The sequence below is a fragment of the Cronobacter sp. JZ38 genome (genome assembly GCF_008932145.1).
Taxonomy (GTDB): domain Bacteria; phylum Pseudomonadota; class Gammaproteobacteria; order Enterobacterales; family Enterobacteriaceae; genus Cronobacter; species Cronobacter muytjensii.
In genome coordinates, this window is sequence record NZ_CP017662.1 from 1,081,265 (window position 1) to 1,097,146 (window position 15,882).

The window sequence follows — 15,882 nt, forward strand, 5'->3', positions numbered from 1 at the left end:
GATCCTATTTTTTGGCATACCAAAAAAGGTGTTCAGCGGTAACCTTTCCGATAAAAAAGCCACATTCAATGAGGGCACACCCTATGGCGTTCCAGGAAAAGTTGATCGACTCTCTGGGGAGTTTCGCGACCAAATTCAACAGCTACCGCTATATCATGGCGATCAAGGCGTCGTTTATCACACTGATGCCGGTGATTATCGTCGGCGCGTTTTCGGTGCTGATCTCCAACATGGTGCTGGATCCGAAAAACGGGCTGGCAAGCTTTCAGGCGCTGTCGTTCCTTGCCGCGTTAAAACCCATCACCAGCGCCATTAACTACGCGACGCTGAACTTTTTAAACATCGGCGCGGTGTTTCTCATCGGCATTGAACTGGGACGCATCAACGGCATTAAAACGCTGTTCCCCGGCCTGCTGGCGGTGATCTGTTTTATCTGCGTCACGCCGACCACGGTCGAGATGCTGGTGGATGGCGAAATGCACGTGGTGAAAGATGTGCTGCTGCGCCAGTTCTCCGATACCCGCAGCCTGTTCCTCGGCATGTTTATCGCGATCCTGTCGGTGGAGATCTACACCTGGCTTGAAAACCGCGACGGGTTGAAAATCAAAATGCCCGACACCGTACCGCCCAATGTCTCCGCCTCATTCTCGGCGCTGATCCCGGCGATTATCACCACTACCGTTATCGCGACGTTCGGTTTTGTGTTCCATCAGGTGACCGGCATGTACCTTTACGACGCGGTCTACCAGGTCGTCCAGCAGCCGCTGGAGCGCGTCGTGCAAAGCCTGCCGGGTATTCTGCTGCTGATGTTTGTCGCTCAACTGTTCTGGGTTATCGGTATTCATGGCAACCAGATGATAAAGCCCATTCGCGAGCCGCTGCTGCTCGGCGCGATCACCGTCAATATGAGCGCGTTTGAGCAGGGCAAAGAGGTGCCGAACATCATCACCATGCCGTTCTGGGATGTCTACATGAGCATTGGCGGCTCCGGGCTGACCATCGGTCTGCTGATTGCCGTGATGATCGCCACCAAACGCAAAGAGATGAAAGAAATCGCCAAGCTGTCGTTCGGGCCGGGCATTTTCAATATCAACGAGCCGGTGATTTTCGGGATGCCCATTATGCTCAACCCGATCCTCGCGGTGCCGTTTATCATCACACCGCTGGTGACGGGTTCCATTGGCTATTTCGCCACAGTGATGGGCTTTGCCGGTAAAGCTGTGGTGATGGTGCCCTGGACCACGCCGCCGCTTATCAACGCCTGGCTTTCGACCGCAGGCTCAATGGGCGCGGTCGTCACCCAGCTTGTCTGCATTCTGGTTTCCATTCTTATCTATCTGCCGTTCGTGAAAATCGCCTCGCGCCGCGCTGAGCAGGCGCAGCTCCAGGCCGCCAGCGTCGAAACGGCGAAAAACGCATGAGGCAAGCATGAGCGAAAAAACTCTCGTTATTCCGCCGGATTTTATTCTGGGCGCGGCGTCGTCCGCGTGGCAGACCGAAGGGTGGAGCGGTAAAAAAGCGGGCCAGGACTCCTGGCTCGATCTCTGGTATCAGAACGATCGCCACGTCTGGCATGACGGCTACGGCCCGGCAGGCGCGACCGACCTTATCAACCGCTACGAAGAAGACGTGGCGCTGATGAAACAGGCGGGGCTGACCCACTACCGCACGTCGATCAACTGGTCGCGCTTTTTCACCGATTATGAAAAAGGCATTGTTGATGAAGAGTACGCGGCGTATTACGACCGCTTCCTGGACGCCATCCGCGCGGCGGGCGTCGAGCCGATGATCTGCCTTGAGCATTACGAGCTGCCGGGCTATCTCTTTGAAACCTACGGCGGCTGGTCATCCAAAAAAGTGGTCGAGCTGTTTGTGCTCTACGCCGAAAAAGTGTTTGAGCGCTACCACCGTAAAGTGTCGCGCTGGTTTACCTTCAACGAGCCGATTGTGGTGCAGACCCGCGTTTATCTCGACGCGCTGCGCTGGCCGTATGAACAGAACACCGCCACCTGGATGCAGTGGAACCACCATAAAACGCTCGCTACCGCGAAAGTGGTGCGGCTGTTTCGCGAAAAAGGCTATGCGGGCAGCGTGGGCGCTATCCTGAACCCGGAAGTGACCTATCCGCGCTCGCGCGCGCCGCATGATGTCCGCGCCGCGGAAATCTACGATCTCTTCTACAACCGCGTTTTCCTCGACCCCCTGGTCAAAGGCGACTACCCGCCCGAGCTGGTGCAGTTGCTTGAGAAACATGGCGTGGCGTGGGAATACCGCGAGGATGAGCTGACCATTATCCGCGACAATACCGTTGATGAGCTCGGCATTAACCTCTACTACCCCCATCGCGTCAAAGCGCCGTCGCGCGCCTGGCACCCGGATACGCCGTTTCATCCGGCGTATTACTACGAGCCTTTTGAGCTGCCGGGGCGGCGAATGAACACATCGCGCGGCTGGGAAATCTACCCGCGCATCATTTACGACATGGCGATGCGCATTAAAAACGACTACGACAACATTCCGTGGTTTGTGGCCGAGAGCGGGATGGGCGTGGAAAACGAAGCGCAGTTTCGCAACGCCGACGGGGTGATTGAAGATGACTACCGCATCGCGTTTATCGGCGAGCACCTTTACCAGACGCTGCTGGCGCGGGAGGCGGGCGCGAACTGTCAGGGCTATATGCTCTGGGCGTTTACCGACAACGTCTCGCCGATGAACGCGTTTAAAAACCGCTACGGGCTGGTGGAGATCGATTTACAGCGCCAGCGCGCGCGCCGCGCCAAGAAATCGCTGCACTGGTATCACCGCTTAAGCGCGTCGCGGACCCTGACGCTCACTGTTGATGATGAATGGAAATAAGGAACCGCTGATGAAACGTATCGTCCTGTGCTGTTCCGCCGGCATGTCCACATCGCTGGTGGTCACGAAGATGGAAAAAACCGCAGCCGAACGCGGGCTGGAACTGAAAATCTACGCTATCCCCGAGCAGAACCTGCGTGATGAATTACAACATCACGCCAGCGACATCCAGGCGGTGCTGCTGGGGCCTCAGGTGCGCTTTAAGCTTGCGGAAAATAAAAAACTCACCGACGCGCATCAGATCCCGATCGCGGTCATTGATTCTGTTGCCTATGGCACGCTTAACGGCGCGAAAGTTCTCGATCAGGCGTTATCTCTGGTAATCTAACGCGCCTTTCCGCCGCCAGGCGGTAAGCTATATTGGGTCTATTCAGAGCACAGGTGATCACGTGGAGAAGGTTGTCGTTCCGCCGGAGAAAAAGCAGTATCAGGAGATTGGCGAGGATCTGCGCGCGCAAATTATCCAGGGCCATTACCCGGTCGGCTCTCGTCTTCCACCGGAGCGCAACATTGCCGAGAAATATGGCGTCAGCCGCACCATCGTGCGCGAGGCGCTGCTGATGCTGGAGCTACAGGGGACGGTGGATATCCGCCAGGGCTCCGGCGTTTATGTGATGCGCATTCCGGCGGAGCATGAAGCCGAAGAGGAGCGCTTTTTCTCAAGCGACATCGGCCCGTTTGAAATGCTCCAGGCGCGGCAATTGCTGGAGAGCAATATCGCCGCGTTTGCCGCCAAAATGGCGACCAAAGCGGATATCGACAACCTGCGACGCATTCTGGAGCAGGAGCAGCGCGCCATTGCCATGAACGACACCACGCAGGACAACAACAAACTGTTTCATTTGGTGCTGGCGGGCGCATCGCAGAACCAGATGCTGCTGGCAACCGTAGAAAGTATCTGGCATCACATGGACAGCAGCCCGCTCTGGCAGCAGCTACGCGCCCATATCGAAACCCGCGCGCATCGCCTGAAATGGCTTGGCGACTATCAGACTATCCTGGCGGCGCTGCGCCGCCGCGACGTGATGGGCGCCTGGCAGGCGATGTGGCAGCATCTGGAGAACGTGAAAAACAGCCTGATGGAGCTTTCCGACGCTGACGCGCCGGATTTCGACGGCTATCTCTTTGAGTCGGTGCCGATTTTCCAGGGGAAACTGCAATGAGCGCGGTGCAAAACATTAACATCGTGCCGCTGTATGAGGCGCCGCAGCATGCGGAGCAGGTGACCGACTGGCTGTCGCAGGCGTTCGGCGCCTCGCTGCCACGCGCGTTTTTCGCAAGTATCGTCACGCACAGCCAGCAGCCCGGTCAGTTACCGCTTACGTTCGTGGCGCTTGACGGCGAAAAGCTGCTCGGCACCGTCGGGCTGTGGCGCTGCGATTTAATCAGTCGTCAGGATCTTTTCCCGTGGCTGGCGGCGCTCTATATCGACGAGGCGCAGCGCGGCAAGGGGCTCGGCGGCGCGTTACAGCGCGCGGTGATCGACTACGCGCGCGATAACGGCTTCCCGGCGCTGTTTCTCTACTCCGCCTGCCGGGACTATTACGAGCGTTTCGGTTGGGCGTATATCGGCGACGGTCTGGACTACCCGGACCAGACCGTGCATCTCTATCGCTACGATTTATCAGATTCCGCCGGCGCCACCACTGAGTGACGGCGCACCAGCGTCGGGGTGAAGATATTGGTGATTTCCGGCGCCGGGCGGTTATCGGCCAGCGCTAACGCCAGCTCCGCCGCCTGCGTCGCCATTGTCACAATCGGATAACGGACGGTGGTGAGACGCGGACGCACATAACGCGACACCAGCACATCATCAAACCCAATCAGTGAAATCTCCTGTGGCACGGCGATACCGTTATCATTGAGCACGCCCATCGCCCCCGCGGCCATCGAGTCGTTATAACAGGCCACAGCGGTGAACTGTTTTCCCTGGCCCAGCAGTTCGGTCATCGCCTGTTCGCCGCCGCTTTCATCGGGTTCAGCCCAAGCCACCAGCCGGTCATTGCAGGGCAGATCGTGCTCGCGCAGCGCGTCGTAATATCCTTGCAGGCGGTCGTCGGCGTCTGAGATCGCATGATTCGAGCACAGGTAGCCGATGCGCGTATGGCCCTGCTGGATCAGATGCCGGGTGGCGAGCCAGGCGCCGTAGCGGTCGTCGAGCGCCACGCAGCGCGCTTCAAACCCCGGCAGGATACGGTTAATCAGCACCATACCAGGGATCTGCTTCATCAGCGGAATAAGATCGGCATCGGGAATGATTTTGGCGTGCACCACCAGCGCCGCGCAGCGGTGGCGGATCAACTGTTCAATCGCCTGGCGCTCTTTTTGCTCGCTGTGGTAGCCGTTGCCGATAAGCAGGAAATTCCCGGTGTGATAGGCCACTTGCTCCACCGCTTTGACCATCGCCCCGAAGAACGGGTCGGAAACGTCGCCCACCACCAGACCTATCGTTTCCGTGGTCTGCTGCGCCAGCGCACGGGCGTTGGCGTTGGGGTGGTAGTTGAGCTGTTCCATCGCGCTCAACACCGCCTGACGCGAGGCGTCGCTGGCTTTGGGAGAATCGTTGATTACGCGGGAGACCGTGGCGACAGAGACTCCTGCCAGTCGCGCAACATCCTTAATCGTCGCCATTTAATACCTTCAGGGTAAGCGTTTACACTGCGTTAAGTGTTACGGAAAAGCGCGGCCACTTCAAGGCGCATGCTGGTCGGGCGGGCCCTGGCTCACAAAAGCCCGTCTCTGAATTAAGGAGGCAACAGGCGCGGATGTAACCAGAAAAAGGCAAATAATTTCAGTTAAAACCTTTAGTTACACTTTGCGAAGGGCTGTTGCGATTGGTGGCTGGCGGGCAGTGTCGACGGGTTGCTACATTTGAGATCCCAGAGGTATTGATAGGTGAAGTCAGCGACTTAGCTGATCACAACACTTACACCAACCTGCGCGGATGCGCAGGTTTTTTTTTGCCTCTTTTCCGCCTCACGCTCCCCCTTCAGGCTGCCCATCTCACCGCCGCATTCAGACACCGCGTCTGGCCTGCCAATTTCTCCTGTCGCCCCTCTCCGCCGAGTCGTGTAATCTGCGCTAACTATACTTACCCCCCGCTAAAGGAAAACAAAGGGCGTTGATATGGTTTTAAAATTCTTTCGTTGGCTGTTCCGTTTGCTCTTTCGTATCCAGGTATATGGAGATACCGGGCCGTTGAGTCAGGAGCGCGTGCTGATCACGCCAAACCACGTCTCGTTTCTCGACGGCGCGCTGATGGCGCTCTTCCTGCCTGTACGTCCGGTATTCGCGGTCTATACCTCGATCAGCGAGCAGTGGTATATGCGCGCGCTGAAGCCGATTATTGACTTCGTCCCGCTTGACCCGACCAAACCAATGTCGGTGAAGCAGCTGGTGCGTCTGGTGGGGCAGGGGCGTCCGGTGGTGATTTTCCCGGAAGGCCGAATCTCCATCAGCGGCTCGCTGATGAAAATCTATGACGGCGCAGGCTTTGTGGCGGCGAAATCGCAGGCGACAGTGATCCCGGTGCGTATCGAAGGCGCGGAGCTGACCTTTTTCAGCCGCCTGAAAGGCCTGGTGAAACGCCGCCTGTTCCCGCGCATTTCTATTCACATCCTGCCGCCGACGTCCATTCCGATGCCCGACGCGCCGAAAGCGCGCGACCGCCGCAAAATGGCAGGCGAAATGCTCCATCAGGTGATGATGGAAGCGCGTATGGCGGCGCGCCCGCGTGAAACGCTGTTTGAGGCGCTCATCAACGCGCAAAAGCGCTACGGCGAGGGCAAAAATTGTCTGGAAGATATTAACTTCAAGCCAGACACCTACCGCAGCCTGATGATGAAGACGCTATTTGTCGGGCGCATTCTCGATAAATACAGCGCGCCGCGCGAAGCCATCGGTTTAATGCTGCCGAACGCGAGCATCAGCGCGGCGGTGATTTTCGGCGCCGTTATGCGCGGGCGGATCCCGGCGATGATGAACTACACCGCGGGCGTGCAGGGGCTGACCAGCGCCATTACGGCGGCGCAGATCAAAACCATTTTCACCTCGCGCCAGTTCCTGGATAAAGGCAAGCTCTGGCACCTGCCGGAGCAGATAACCTCGGTGCGCTGGGTCTTTCTCGAAGATCTTAAAGGCGAGGTGACGGCGAAGGACAAAGCGTGGATCTTCGCGCATCTGTTAATGCCGCGTCTGGCGCAGGTGGAGCAACAGCCGGAAGATGCGGCGCTGATCCTCTTTACCTCCGGCTCAGAAGGCAATCCAAAAGGCGTGGTGCACAGCCACAAGAGCCTGCTGGCGAACGTCGAGCAGATCCGCACCATCGCGGATTTCACCGCCGACGACAAATTTATGTCGGCGCTGCCGCTGTTCCATTCCTTTGGCCTGACGGTGGGGCTGTTCACGCCGCTGCTGACCGGCGCGGAAGTTTTCCTCTATCCGAGCCCGCTTCATTATCGCGTAGTACCGGAGCTGGTGTATGACCGCAACTGTACGGTGATTTTCGGCACCTCAACGTTCCTTGGCCACTACGCGCGCTTTGCGCATCCCTATGATTTCCACATGGTGCGCTACGTCGTGGCCGGCGCGGAAAAACTTCAGGAAAGTACCAAACGCATCTGGCAGGACAAATTCGGCCTGCGCATTCTGGAAGGCTACGGCGTGACCGAGTGCGCGCCGGTGGTCTCCATCAACGTGCCGATGGCGGCGAAACCGGGCACTGTCGGGCGAATTTTGCCGTCAATGGACGCGCGTCTGGTAGAGGTGCCGGGTATCGAGCAGGGCGGACGTTTGCAGTTGAAAGGCCCGAACATCATGAAAGGCTATCTGCGCGTGGAAAACCCGGGCGTGCTGGAAGCGCCGGCAGCGGAAAACCCGCAGGGCGTCAGCGAGCCGGGCTGGTACGATACCGGCGATATTGTCGCGTTCGACGAGCAGGGCTTTGTGCAGATCCAGGGGCGCGCCAAACGTTTTGCCAAAATCGCGGGCGAAATGGTGTCGCTTGAAATGGTGGAAGGCCTGGCGCTGGCCGTCTCGCCGGAGAAAATGCACGCCACGGCCATTAAACATGATGCCGCCAAAGGCGAGGCGCTGGTGCTCTTTACGACCGATCCGGAGCTGAGCCGCGAAAAACTGGCGCAGCAGGCGCGCAGCAGCGGCGTGCCGGAGCTGGCGGTGCCGCGAGATATCCGCTTCCTCAAACAACTGCCGTTACTGGGCAGCGGCAAACCCGATTTTGTATCGCTGAAAAAAATCGTCGACCAGGAAGAGGCCCATCATGCCTGATTCGCTCAGCCAGAACGGCTCGCTATTTTCGCGAGGGATGATGGCGGTTATCGCCGCGCAGTTTCTCTCGGCGTTTGGCGATAACGCGCTGCTGTTTGCCACTCTCGCGCTACTCAAGCAACAGTTCTACCCGGACTGGAGCCAGCCGGTGTTGCAGATGGTGTTCGTTTGCGCCTATATCCTGCTGGCGCCGTTCGTGGGACAGGTCGCGGACAGCTTCTCCAAAGGGCGGGTGATGATGGTCGCCAACGGCCTGAAGCTGCTCGGCGCGGTGGTTATTGTTTTCGGCGGCAACCCGTTTGTCGGGTATACGCTGGTGGGCGTCGGCGCGGCGGCGTATTCGCCTGCCAAGTACGGCATACTCGGCGAAATAACTACCGGCGATCGCCTGGTGAAAGCTAACGGGCTGATGGAGTCTTCGACCATCGCGGCGATCCTGATTGGGTCGATGGCAGGCGGCGTGCTGGCGGACTGGCACGTTGGCGCGGCGCTCGGCGTTTGCGCGCTTGCCTACGCGGGCGCGGTGGCGGCCAACCTGCTTATCCCGAAACTCGGCGCAGCGCGCCCGGGGCAGTCCTGGCGTTTCGGCCCGATGACGCGCAGCTTCTTCAGCGCCTGTCGCGAACTGTGGCATAACGATGAAACCCGTTTTTCGCTGGTGGGCACCAGCATGTTCTGGGGCGCAGGCGTGACGCTGCGTTTCTTACTGGTGCTGTGGGTGCCGGTTGCGCTGGGCATTACCGATAACGCCACGCCGACGTATCTGAACGCGATGGTGGCGGTCGGTATCGTGGTGGGCGCGGGCGCGGCGGCGAAGCTGGTGACGCTGGAGCGCGTGTCGCGCTGTATGCCTGCGGGCATTCTGATTGGCATCGCGGTTATCTTCTTCTCGCTCCAGCAGGCGGCGCTGCCGGCGTATCTGTTACTGCTGCTGATAGGCTTTTTCGGCGGTTTCTTCGTGGTGCCGCTCAACGCGCTGTTACAGGAGCGCGGCAAGCGCTCCGTCGGCGCGGGCAACGCCATTGCGGTGCAAAACCTCGGCGAGAATACCGCGATGCTGCTGATGCTGGGGCTCTATTCGCTGGCGGTGAAGCTCTCGCTGCCGGTGGTAGGGATTGGCGTCGGCTTTGGCGCGATTTTCGCGCTGGCCATCGCCGGGCTCTGGCTATGGCGACGCAAACAGTAAAAAAAGACCCGCTTCGGCGGGTCTTTTTACAGGCAGCGGTTGAATGCTTACGGCGCCGGGTAGGTATACACCTGATGCACCGCCTCCAGTTCCGCTAACACCTCTTCGTTTAATTCGAGATGCAGGCTTTCGACGTTGGTTTTGAGTTGTTGCATCGTCGTCGCGCCAAGCAGCGTGCTCGCGACAAACGGTTGCTGGCGCACGAACGCCAGCGCCATCTGGGCCGGGTCCAGCCCGTGACGTTTCGCCACGTCCACATAGGCGGCGACCGCTTTCTGCGACTGCTCGCTGCTGTAGCGCGTAAAGCGGCTGAAGAGCGTATTGCGGGCGCCGGCAGGTTTCGCGCCGTTCAGGTATTTGCCGGAAAGCGTGCCGAACGCCAGCGAGGAGTAAGCCAGCAGCTCAACGCCTTCATATTGACTCACTTCGGCAAGACCCACCTCAAAGCTGCGGTTCAGCAGGCTGTACGGGTTTTGAATGGTGACGATGCGCGGCAGATCGTGTTTATCCGCCAGATGCAGATAACGCATTACGCCAAAAGCGGTTTCGTTGGAGACGCCGATATAACGGATTTTCCCCGCGCGCTGGAATTCCGCCAGGGCTTCGAGCGTTTCCAGCAGCGTGATGACTGGCGTGCTGTCAGTCCAGGTGTAGCCGAGTTTGCCAAAGCAGTTAGTTGGGCGCTGCGGCCAGTGCACCTGGTAGAGATCGAGATAGTCGGTCTGTAAACGTTTCAGGCTGGCGTCGAGCGCGTCACGGATATTTTTGCGATCCAGCGCCTGATTGGGGCGGATGCCGCTGTCGCTGTTACGGCTCGGGCCGCTGACTTTCGAGGCGATAATCAACTTTTCGCGATTGGCGCGTTTTTTCAGCCAGTTGCCGACGTAAGTTTCCGTCAGGCCCTGGGTTTCCGGGCGCGGCGGGACGGGGTACATTTCGGCGACATCAATCAGGTTTATGCCCTGGCTTACGGCGTAATCGAGCTGTTCATGGGCGTCGGCTTCGCTGTTTTGTTCACCAAACGTCATGGTTCCCAGCCCCAGCGTGCTGACTTCAAGTGAGCTATGAGGGATACGGTGATAATGCATAGCCAGCCTACCTTCTGTTGTTCAGTCCGCGTCAGGCCATTCCTGACAAAGGAATATAAACATGGCAGAGGGGAGACAAAAGGAAAAGAGGGAAGGGAGAAAAAACCAAAAGGTCAGCGCGATGCTGACCTTTTATTTAGCGCTCAATGATTTGCGAAACCTGATCGCGGTTAATCTGCATCTCATTGCCCTGGGGATCACGATAGCTGACCAGCCCGGTTTCGTCATCCACCTGCGGTTTGCCTTCGGTCAGGATCATACGACCATCTTTTGTCGCCATGACGTAATCACTGCTACAGCCAGAAACCGCGAAGGCCAATCCGACGGCAGAAATTGCTACAGCCCATTTATTCATTGTTTTTCGCCTCATCAGGAAGGGGTCCACGTAGAGTCTAGTAAAAAACAGCGAGGCGGCGTGAAAAAGCGGCAAATTCTTAAAAGCACAGGGGAATAAATAAAAACGCTCCCGAAGGAGCGTAATGTTTACAGCGGTTTTTTCTTGTTGCGCAACAGATTGAGGCTTTCCACGGCAATCGAGAAAAACATCGCGAAGTAGATGTAGCCTTTCGGCACGTGAATATCGAAACTTTCCAGCATCAGGGTGAAGCCCACCAGGATCAGGAAAGAAAGCGCCAGCATCTTCACGGACGGATGACGTTCGACAAACTCGCCGATAGGGCGCGCGGCGAACATCATCACGCCCACCGCAATCACGACCGCCGCCATCATAATGAACAGATGATCGGAGAGGCCCACCGCGGTGATGACCGAATCCAGACTGAAAATGATATCCAGCAGCATGATCTGGAAAATAGCGCCGAAGAAGGAGTGAACATTGGTTTTCAGCCCCTCTTCTTCGCCTTCAATCGATTCATGGATCTCCTTGCTGGCTTTCCAGATAAGGAACAGGCCACCCAGCAGCAGGATGAGATCTCGCGTTGAGATATCATGACTGAACACCGTAAAGAGCGGGTTGGTCAGTTTCACCACCCAGGCGATCGACGCCAGCAGCGCCAGGCGCATCACCATCGCTGCGCCGAGACCCAGCTTGCGCGCCAGCGCCTGTTGCGATTTCGGCAGCTTCGCCACGACAAGCGAGAGAAAAATGATATTGTCGATCCCAAGTACGATCTCCAGCAGCGTCAGCGTACCGAGCGCCAGCCAGGCGTTGGGATCAGTTATCCATGCAAACAACATTTAAAAAGCCCTGCTCAAAGAAACAAAACGCTAATTATATGCGTCTGTGGAGGGCTGTTGACAAAAATTTAAGGTGTTTATAACAAAAAATGACGCGCCAGCAGGGCGGCGGTGAAGTTCTTCTTCAGATAAAAGCCGCGCGGCAGGGTCAGCACTGGCTCGCCGTGAACACCGAACGCGGGCGTCAGGGCTTTACTGTTAGCGGCTTTTGGACGCAACTGCAGTACTTCGCCGTGACGGGCAGTAATGCGCTCAACCTGACCTAAAACAATGAGATCCATTAACTCTTCCCAGTCGCGACGCAGTTGCTCTTCCTCCTGCGGCGACGGACTCCAGAGCAGCGGTGCGCCAACACGACGCTCGCCGAGCGGGATCGCGCGCTCACCTTCCACTGGCACCCAAAGCACGCGCTTAAGCTTATGACGCACGTGGCTGGTTTCCCACGTCACGCCTGTATTGCCGGTGAGCGGCGCTACACACACGAACGTAGTTTCAAGCGGGCGTCCCTGGCGGTCTATCGGGATCGTTTTAAGCTCAACGCCGATAGCGGCGAAATCCTGCTCTGGCTTGCTGCCCGCGCTGGCGCCGAGCCAGCGCTCCAGCAGCACGCCTGTCCAGCCCTTATCGCGTCGCAAATCTGCCGGCGTTTCGAATCCCGCCAGCGTCGCCAGCTCGCCAAGCGTCAGCCCGGCCAGCTGCTGCGCCTGTCCTAACAACTGCGCTTCATCTTCAGGCGGCCGGGTAAGGGGGGCAAGGGAAGCCATAAAAAACACCTTTTGTTTAAAAAATGAACAGTAAAAAACGGGGTTGTGGAAAGAGTTTACCTGCATGTGAGCAAACCAGGCAATTGCATGATTTAAAATGGTTTTTATGATAAAAAAAGAAATTTATCGTGCTTAAAATCGAGGTTGTTCAAATCTGGTCACCGACAATAAACAGGATCTTACACCAGTTTATCCACAGAAAAATGGGATAACTGTGTAAATCCCTCACTACTGTTTCGATTTACAGCCTTGACGGCCGGCGAAAACCCGCTTTTTCAGCAAATTGTGACTAAGTTATTGGCATAATCTGTGGATAAAAACGACGCTGGTCGATCTTTCGTCAGGCTAAGGATCGTCAGTGTGATGATCGTCACGTTATGCGATGGATATCACGCTTTTGTAAATTTAATCGTTTGAATAGCAATACAATTTTATCCATAAGAATTATCCTTAGTTCAGGGTTGTTTTGGGTTTTCCCTGGGAAATAAGACACTTCTTCACAAAGATATCCACAGAAAAAGTGAATAAAAGCGGGCTAAAGCTCTGTTACCTGTTTATAACCCTGCATATTTTTGTGAGTTATTCAAATGTTATTCCTGTCCATACCCGCTAACAGAGTGGTTTACCGTCAATGAGGAGTATGAAACAATCGTTACTATCCAGGTTTATTTTGAGGTAGTCCGGTGATCGATGATGATGGCTACCGCCCGAATGTTGGTATCGTGATCTGTAATCGTCAGGGGCAGGTAATGTGGGCCAGACGTTTTGGTCAGCACTCCTGGCAATTTCCGCAAGGCGGCATTAATCCTGGCGAGTCGGCGGAGCAGGCGATGTACCGCGAGCTTTTCGAAGAAGTCGGTCTACAACGAAAAGATGTGCGTATCCTCGCCACAACCCGCAACTGGTTACGTTACAAATTACCAAAACGTTTGGTGCGTTGGGACACAAAGCCGGTATGTATCGGCCAGAAACAAAAGTGGTTTCTTCTGCAGTTAATGAGCAACGATGCCGATATCAACATGCAAACCAGCAGTACGCCAGAATTTGACGGCTGGCGGTGGGTGAGCTTCTGGTATCCGGTGCGCCAGGTCGTCTCTTTTAAGCGCGATGTTTATCGTCGGGTCATGAAAGAGTTCGCAAGCGTTGTGATGCCGTTGCAGGAGAGCGCGCCACCGCAGCGTAATCCTTCGCCTGCCTGGCGACGTAAAAGAGGTTAAGCCACGCAAATTATGCTCACCCGGTTGCGAGAAATAGTCGAGAAAGTTGCCAGCGCCCCGCGCCTCAACGAGGCGCTGGACATTCTCGTCACGGATATTTGTCTTGCGATGGATACCGAAGTCTGTTCGGTTTATCTCGCCGACCACGACCGGCGTTGCTATTACCTGATGGCGACCCGGGGGCTTAAAAAACCGCGCGGGCGTACCGTCACGCTGGCTTTCGACGAGGGCATCGTCGGGCTGGTCGGCCGCCTCGCCGAGCCGATTAACCTCGCTGACGCGCAAAAACATCCCAGCTTTAAATACATTCCTTCCGTGCGCGAAGAGCGTTTTCGCGCCTTTCTCGGCGTGCCGATTATTCAGCGTCGCCAGTTGCTCGGCGTTTTAGTCGTCCAGCAGCGTGAGCTGCGTCAGTACGACGAGAGCGAAGAGTCATTCCTGGTGACGCTCGCCACCCAGATGGCGGCCATTCTGTCGCAGTCGCAGCTTACCGCCCTGTTTGGCCAGTACCGACAGACACGCATCCGCGCGCTGCCAGCGTCGCCGGGGGTGGCGATAGCTCAGGGATGGATGGACGCCACGCTGCCGCTGATGGAACAGGTGTACGAAGCTTCCACGCTCGACACCGGGCTTGAGCGTGAGCGCCTGACCACCGCGCTGGAAGAGGCGGCGGGAGAATTTCGTCGCTACAGCAAACGCTTTGCCGCCGGCGCGCAAAAAGAGACGGCGGCGATTTTCGATCTCTACTCTCACCTGTTATCTGACGCGCGGTTGCGTCGTGAACTCTACGACGAGGTGGATAAAGGCTCGGTCGCCGAATGGGCAGTTAAAAAGGTCATTGAAAGATTTGCCGAGCAGTTTGCCGCCCTGACCGATGGCTATCTTAAAGAGCGCGCAGGCGATCTTCGCACGCTTGGGCAGCGTCTGTTGTTCCATCTTGACGATAACATCCAGAGCCCCAACACCTGGCCGGAGCGCTTCGTGCTGGTAGCGGACGAGCTGTCCGCGACGACCCTTGCCGAGCTGCCGCAGGACAGATTAATGGGCGTCGTAGTGCGTGACGGCGCGGCGAACTCCCATGCCGCCATCATGGTGCGCGCCATGGGCATTCCGACCGTAATGGGCGCGGATATCCAGCCTTCGGTGCTGCATCACCGTATGCTGGTGGTGGATGGCTATCGCGGCGAATTGCTGGTGGACCCGAGCCCGGTGCTGCTGCATGAATACCAGCGGCTCATTAGTGAAGAGAACGAGCTCAGCCGCCTCGCGGAAGATTACGTCGAGCAGCCCGCTTGTCTTAAAAGCGGCGAGCGCGTGCAGGTCATGCTGAATGCAGGTCTGAGCCCGGAGCACGAAGAGAAGCTTGGCAGCCGTATTGACGGTATCGGCCTCTACCGCACTGAAATTCCATTCATGCTGCAAAGCGGCTTCCCGTCCGAAGAAGAGCAGGTGGCGCAGTATCAGGGCATGTTGCAGATGTTCAACGACAAGCCCGTTACGCTGCGTACGCTCGACGTCGGCGCCGATAAACAACTGCCATATATGCCGATCAGCGAAGAAAACCCATGCCTCGGCTGGCGCGGCATCCGCATTACGCTCGACCAGCCTGAGATCTTTTTGATCCAGGTGCGCGCCATGCTGCGCGCTAACGCGGCGACGGGTAACCTCAGCATTCTGCTGCCGATGATCACCAGCATCGATGAAGTAGACGAAGCACGTCGGCTCATCGATCGTGCCGGCCGGGAAATGGAAGAGATGCTCGGCTATGAGATCCCCAAACCCCGGTTGGGCGTGATGGTCGAAGTCCCATCGATGCTCTTTATGCTGCCTCATCTGGCCAGCCGCATTGACTTTATCTCGGTCGGCACCAATGACCTCACCCAGTATCTGCTGGCGGTAGACCGCAACAATACGCGTGTCGCCAGCCTCTATGACAGCCTGCACCCGGCGATGCTTCGCGCGCTTAAGATGATTGCACTTGAGGCGCAGCGCCTCGGCATCGATCTCTGCTTGTGTGGCGAGATGGCAGGCGACCCGATGTGCGTCGCGCTGCTGGTTGGCATGGGGTATCACCATCTTTCGATGAACGGTCGCTCTGTCGCGCGCGTTAAGTATCTCCTGCGCCATATCACTCTGGAAGAAGCCGAGACGCTTAGCGCCCGCAGCCTCGAATCCCAGTCTGCCACCGAAGTGCGCCATCAGGTAGCGGCCTTTATGGAGCGTCGCGGCATGGGCGGCTTAATTCGCGGCGGTCTGTAACGCCGCGACAGCACGTGCTCTTACACATC

14 protein-coding genes are annotated in these 15,882 nt (G+C 57.3%); 9 read left to right on the top strand and 5 right to left on the bottom strand.

Annotated features, from left to right (window positions below; genetic code table 11):
- The first annotated feature begins 83 nt into the window (after positions 1-83).
- The 5 genes from BJP61_RS05105 to BJP61_RS05125 all read left to right on the top strand — a co-directional run bounded on the left by BJP61_RS05105 (position 84) and on the right by BJP61_RS05125 (position 4,510).
- Positions 84-1,421 carry a PTS transporter subunit EIIC gene (locus BJP61_RS05105; RefSeq protein ID WP_038868055.1) on the top strand — a complete coding sequence of 446 codons (1,338 nt, stop codon included), beginning with the start codon at positions 84-86 and terminating at the stop codon, positions 1,419-1,421.
- 7 nt (positions 1,422-1,428) lie between these two features.
- Positions 1,429-2,856 carry a glycoside hydrolase family 1 protein gene (locus BJP61_RS05110; protein ID WP_171997927.1) on the top strand — a complete coding sequence of 476 codons (1,428 nt, stop codon included), beginning with the start codon at positions 1,429-1,431 and terminating at the stop codon, positions 2,854-2,856.
- A gap of 10 nt (positions 2,857-2,866) precedes the next feature.
- A complete protein-coding gene (locus tag BJP61_RS05115; protein WP_075193720.1) occupies positions 2,867-3,184 on the top strand; it encodes a PTS sugar transporter subunit IIB in 318 nt (105 codons plus the stop codon).
- A 61-nt stretch (positions 3,185-3,245) separates the two neighbouring features.
- Positions 3,246-4,019, top strand: coding sequence for an FCD domain-containing protein (locus BJP61_RS05120; RefSeq protein WP_171997928.1), 774 nt, complete (start codon positions 3,246-3,248; stop codon positions 4,017-4,019).
- Between the two features lie 14 nt (positions 4,020-4,033).
- Complete coding sequence (locus BJP61_RS05125) at positions 4,034-4,510, top strand: GNAT family N-acetyltransferase (RefSeq protein WP_171999245.1); 477 nt, start codon at positions 4,034-4,036, stop codon at positions 4,508-4,510.
- Here BJP61_RS05125 and galR read toward each other — a convergent pair.
- Positions 4,471-5,487, bottom strand: coding sequence for an HTH-type transcriptional regulator GalR (gene galR, locus BJP61_RS05130; RefSeq protein ID WP_038868063.1), 1,017 nt, complete (start codon positions 5,485-5,487; stop codon positions 4,471-4,473). The two genes, BJP61_RS05125 and galR, sit on opposite strands and share 40 nt — an antisense overlap.
- 495 nt (positions 5,488-5,982) lie before the next feature.
- On the opposite strand from galR, the gene aas reads away from it, so the two are divergent.
- Positions 5,983-8,142 (top strand): bifunctional acyl-ACP--phospholipid O-acyltransferase/long-chain-fatty-acid--ACP ligase, encoded by a 2,160-nt coding sequence (gene aas, locus BJP61_RS05135; RefSeq protein ID WP_038868065.1) that lies wholly within the window; start codon positions 5,983-5,985, stop codon positions 8,140-8,142.
- The gene (lplT, locus tag BJP61_RS05140; protein WP_038868067.1) at positions 8,135-9,328 is read left to right on the top strand and encodes a lysophospholipid transporter LplT; all 1,194 of its coding nucleotides are present in this window, start codon (positions 8,135-8,137) and stop codon (positions 9,326-9,328) included. The genes aas and lplT overlap by 8 nt, the downstream gene beginning before the upstream one ends.
- Positions 9,329-9,375: 47 nt before the next feature.
- Here lplT and BJP61_RS05145 read toward each other — a convergent pair whose 3' ends face one another.
- From BJP61_RS05145 to mutH, 4 genes are all read right to left on the bottom strand, one after another.
- A complete protein-coding gene (locus tag BJP61_RS05145) occupies positions 9,376-10,416 on the bottom strand; it encodes an NADP(H)-dependent aldo-keto reductase (protein ID WP_075193718.1) in 1,041 nt (346 codons plus the stop codon).
- A 136-nt stretch (positions 10,417-10,552) separates the two neighbouring features.
- Positions 10,553-10,771 carry a YgdI/YgdR family lipoprotein gene (locus tag BJP61_RS05150; protein WP_004385948.1) on the bottom strand — a complete coding sequence of 73 codons (219 nt, stop codon included), beginning with the start codon at positions 10,769-10,771 and terminating at the stop codon, positions 10,553-10,555.
- 128 nt (positions 10,772-10,899) lie between these two features.
- Entirely contained in the window at positions 10,900-11,613 is a 714-nt protein-coding gene (locus BJP61_RS05155; RefSeq protein ID WP_038868071.1) for a TerC family protein, read from the bottom strand.
- A gap of 77 nt (positions 11,614-11,690) precedes the next feature.
- Positions 11,691-12,377 carry a DNA mismatch repair endonuclease MutH gene (mutH, locus tag BJP61_RS05160; RefSeq protein ID WP_161579691.1) on the bottom strand — a complete coding sequence of 229 codons (687 nt, stop codon included), beginning with the start codon at positions 12,375-12,377 and terminating at the stop codon, positions 11,691-11,693.
- Positions 12,378-13,060: 683 nt separating this feature from the next.
- On the opposite strand from mutH, the gene rppH reads away from it, so the two are divergent.
- Both rppH and ptsP read left to right on the top strand, forming a co-directional pair.
- Complete coding sequence (gene rppH / locus BJP61_RS05165) at positions 13,061-13,594, top strand: RNA pyrophosphohydrolase (RefSeq protein WP_004385951.1); 534 nt, start codon at positions 13,061-13,063, stop codon at positions 13,592-13,594.
- A 12-nt stretch (positions 13,595-13,606) separates the two neighbouring features.
- Positions 13,607-15,853 carry a phosphoenolpyruvate--protein phosphotransferase gene (gene ptsP, locus BJP61_RS05170; protein ID WP_038868072.1) on the top strand — a complete coding sequence of 749 codons (2,247 nt, stop codon included), beginning with the start codon at positions 13,607-13,609 and terminating at the stop codon, positions 15,851-15,853.
- Positions 15,854-15,882: the final 29 nt, after the last annotated feature.

Excerpts from the sequence above, each read along its gene's own strand:
- BJP61_RS05105 (WP_038868055.1), top strand. The coding sequence starts at position 84 with ATGGCGTTCCAGGAAAAGTTGATCGACTCTCTGGGGAGTTTCGCGACC.
- BJP61_RS05110 (WP_171997927.1), top strand. The coding sequence starts at position 1,429 with ATGAGCGAAAAAACTCTCGTTATTCCGCCGGATTTTATTCTGGGCGCG.
- BJP61_RS05115 (WP_075193720.1), top strand. The coding sequence starts at position 2,867 with ATGAAACGTATCGTCCTGTGCTGTTCCGCCGGCATGTCCACATCGCTG.
- galR (WP_038868063.1), bottom strand. The coding sequence starts at position 5,487 with ATGGCGACGATTAAGGATGTTGCGCGACTGGCAGGAGTCTCTGTCGCC.
- aas (WP_038868065.1), top strand. The coding sequence starts at position 5,983 with ATGGTTTTAAAATTCTTTCGTTGGCTGTTCCGTTTGCTCTTTCGTATC.
- lplT (WP_038868067.1), top strand. The coding sequence starts at position 8,135 with ATGCCTGATTCGCTCAGCCAGAACGGCTCGCTATTTTCGCGAGGGATG.
- BJP61_RS05145 (WP_075193718.1), bottom strand. The coding sequence starts at position 10,416 with ATGCATTATCACCGTATCCCTCATAGCTCACTTGAAGTCAGCACGCTG.
- BJP61_RS05150 (WP_004385948.1), bottom strand. The coding sequence starts at position 10,771 with ATGAATAAATGGGCTGTAGCAATTTCTGCCGTCGGATTGGCCTTCGCG.
- BJP61_RS05155 (WP_038868071.1), bottom strand. The coding sequence starts at position 11,613 with ATGTTGTTTGCATGGATAACTGATCCCAACGCCTGGCTGGCGCTCGGT.
- mutH (WP_161579691.1), bottom strand. The coding sequence starts at position 12,377 with ATGGCTTCCCTTGCCCCCCTTACCCGGCCGCCTGAAGATGAAGCGCAG.
- ptsP (WP_038868072.1), top strand. The coding sequence starts at position 13,607 with ATGCTCACCCGGTTGCGAGAAATAGTCGAGAAAGTTGCCAGCGCCCCG.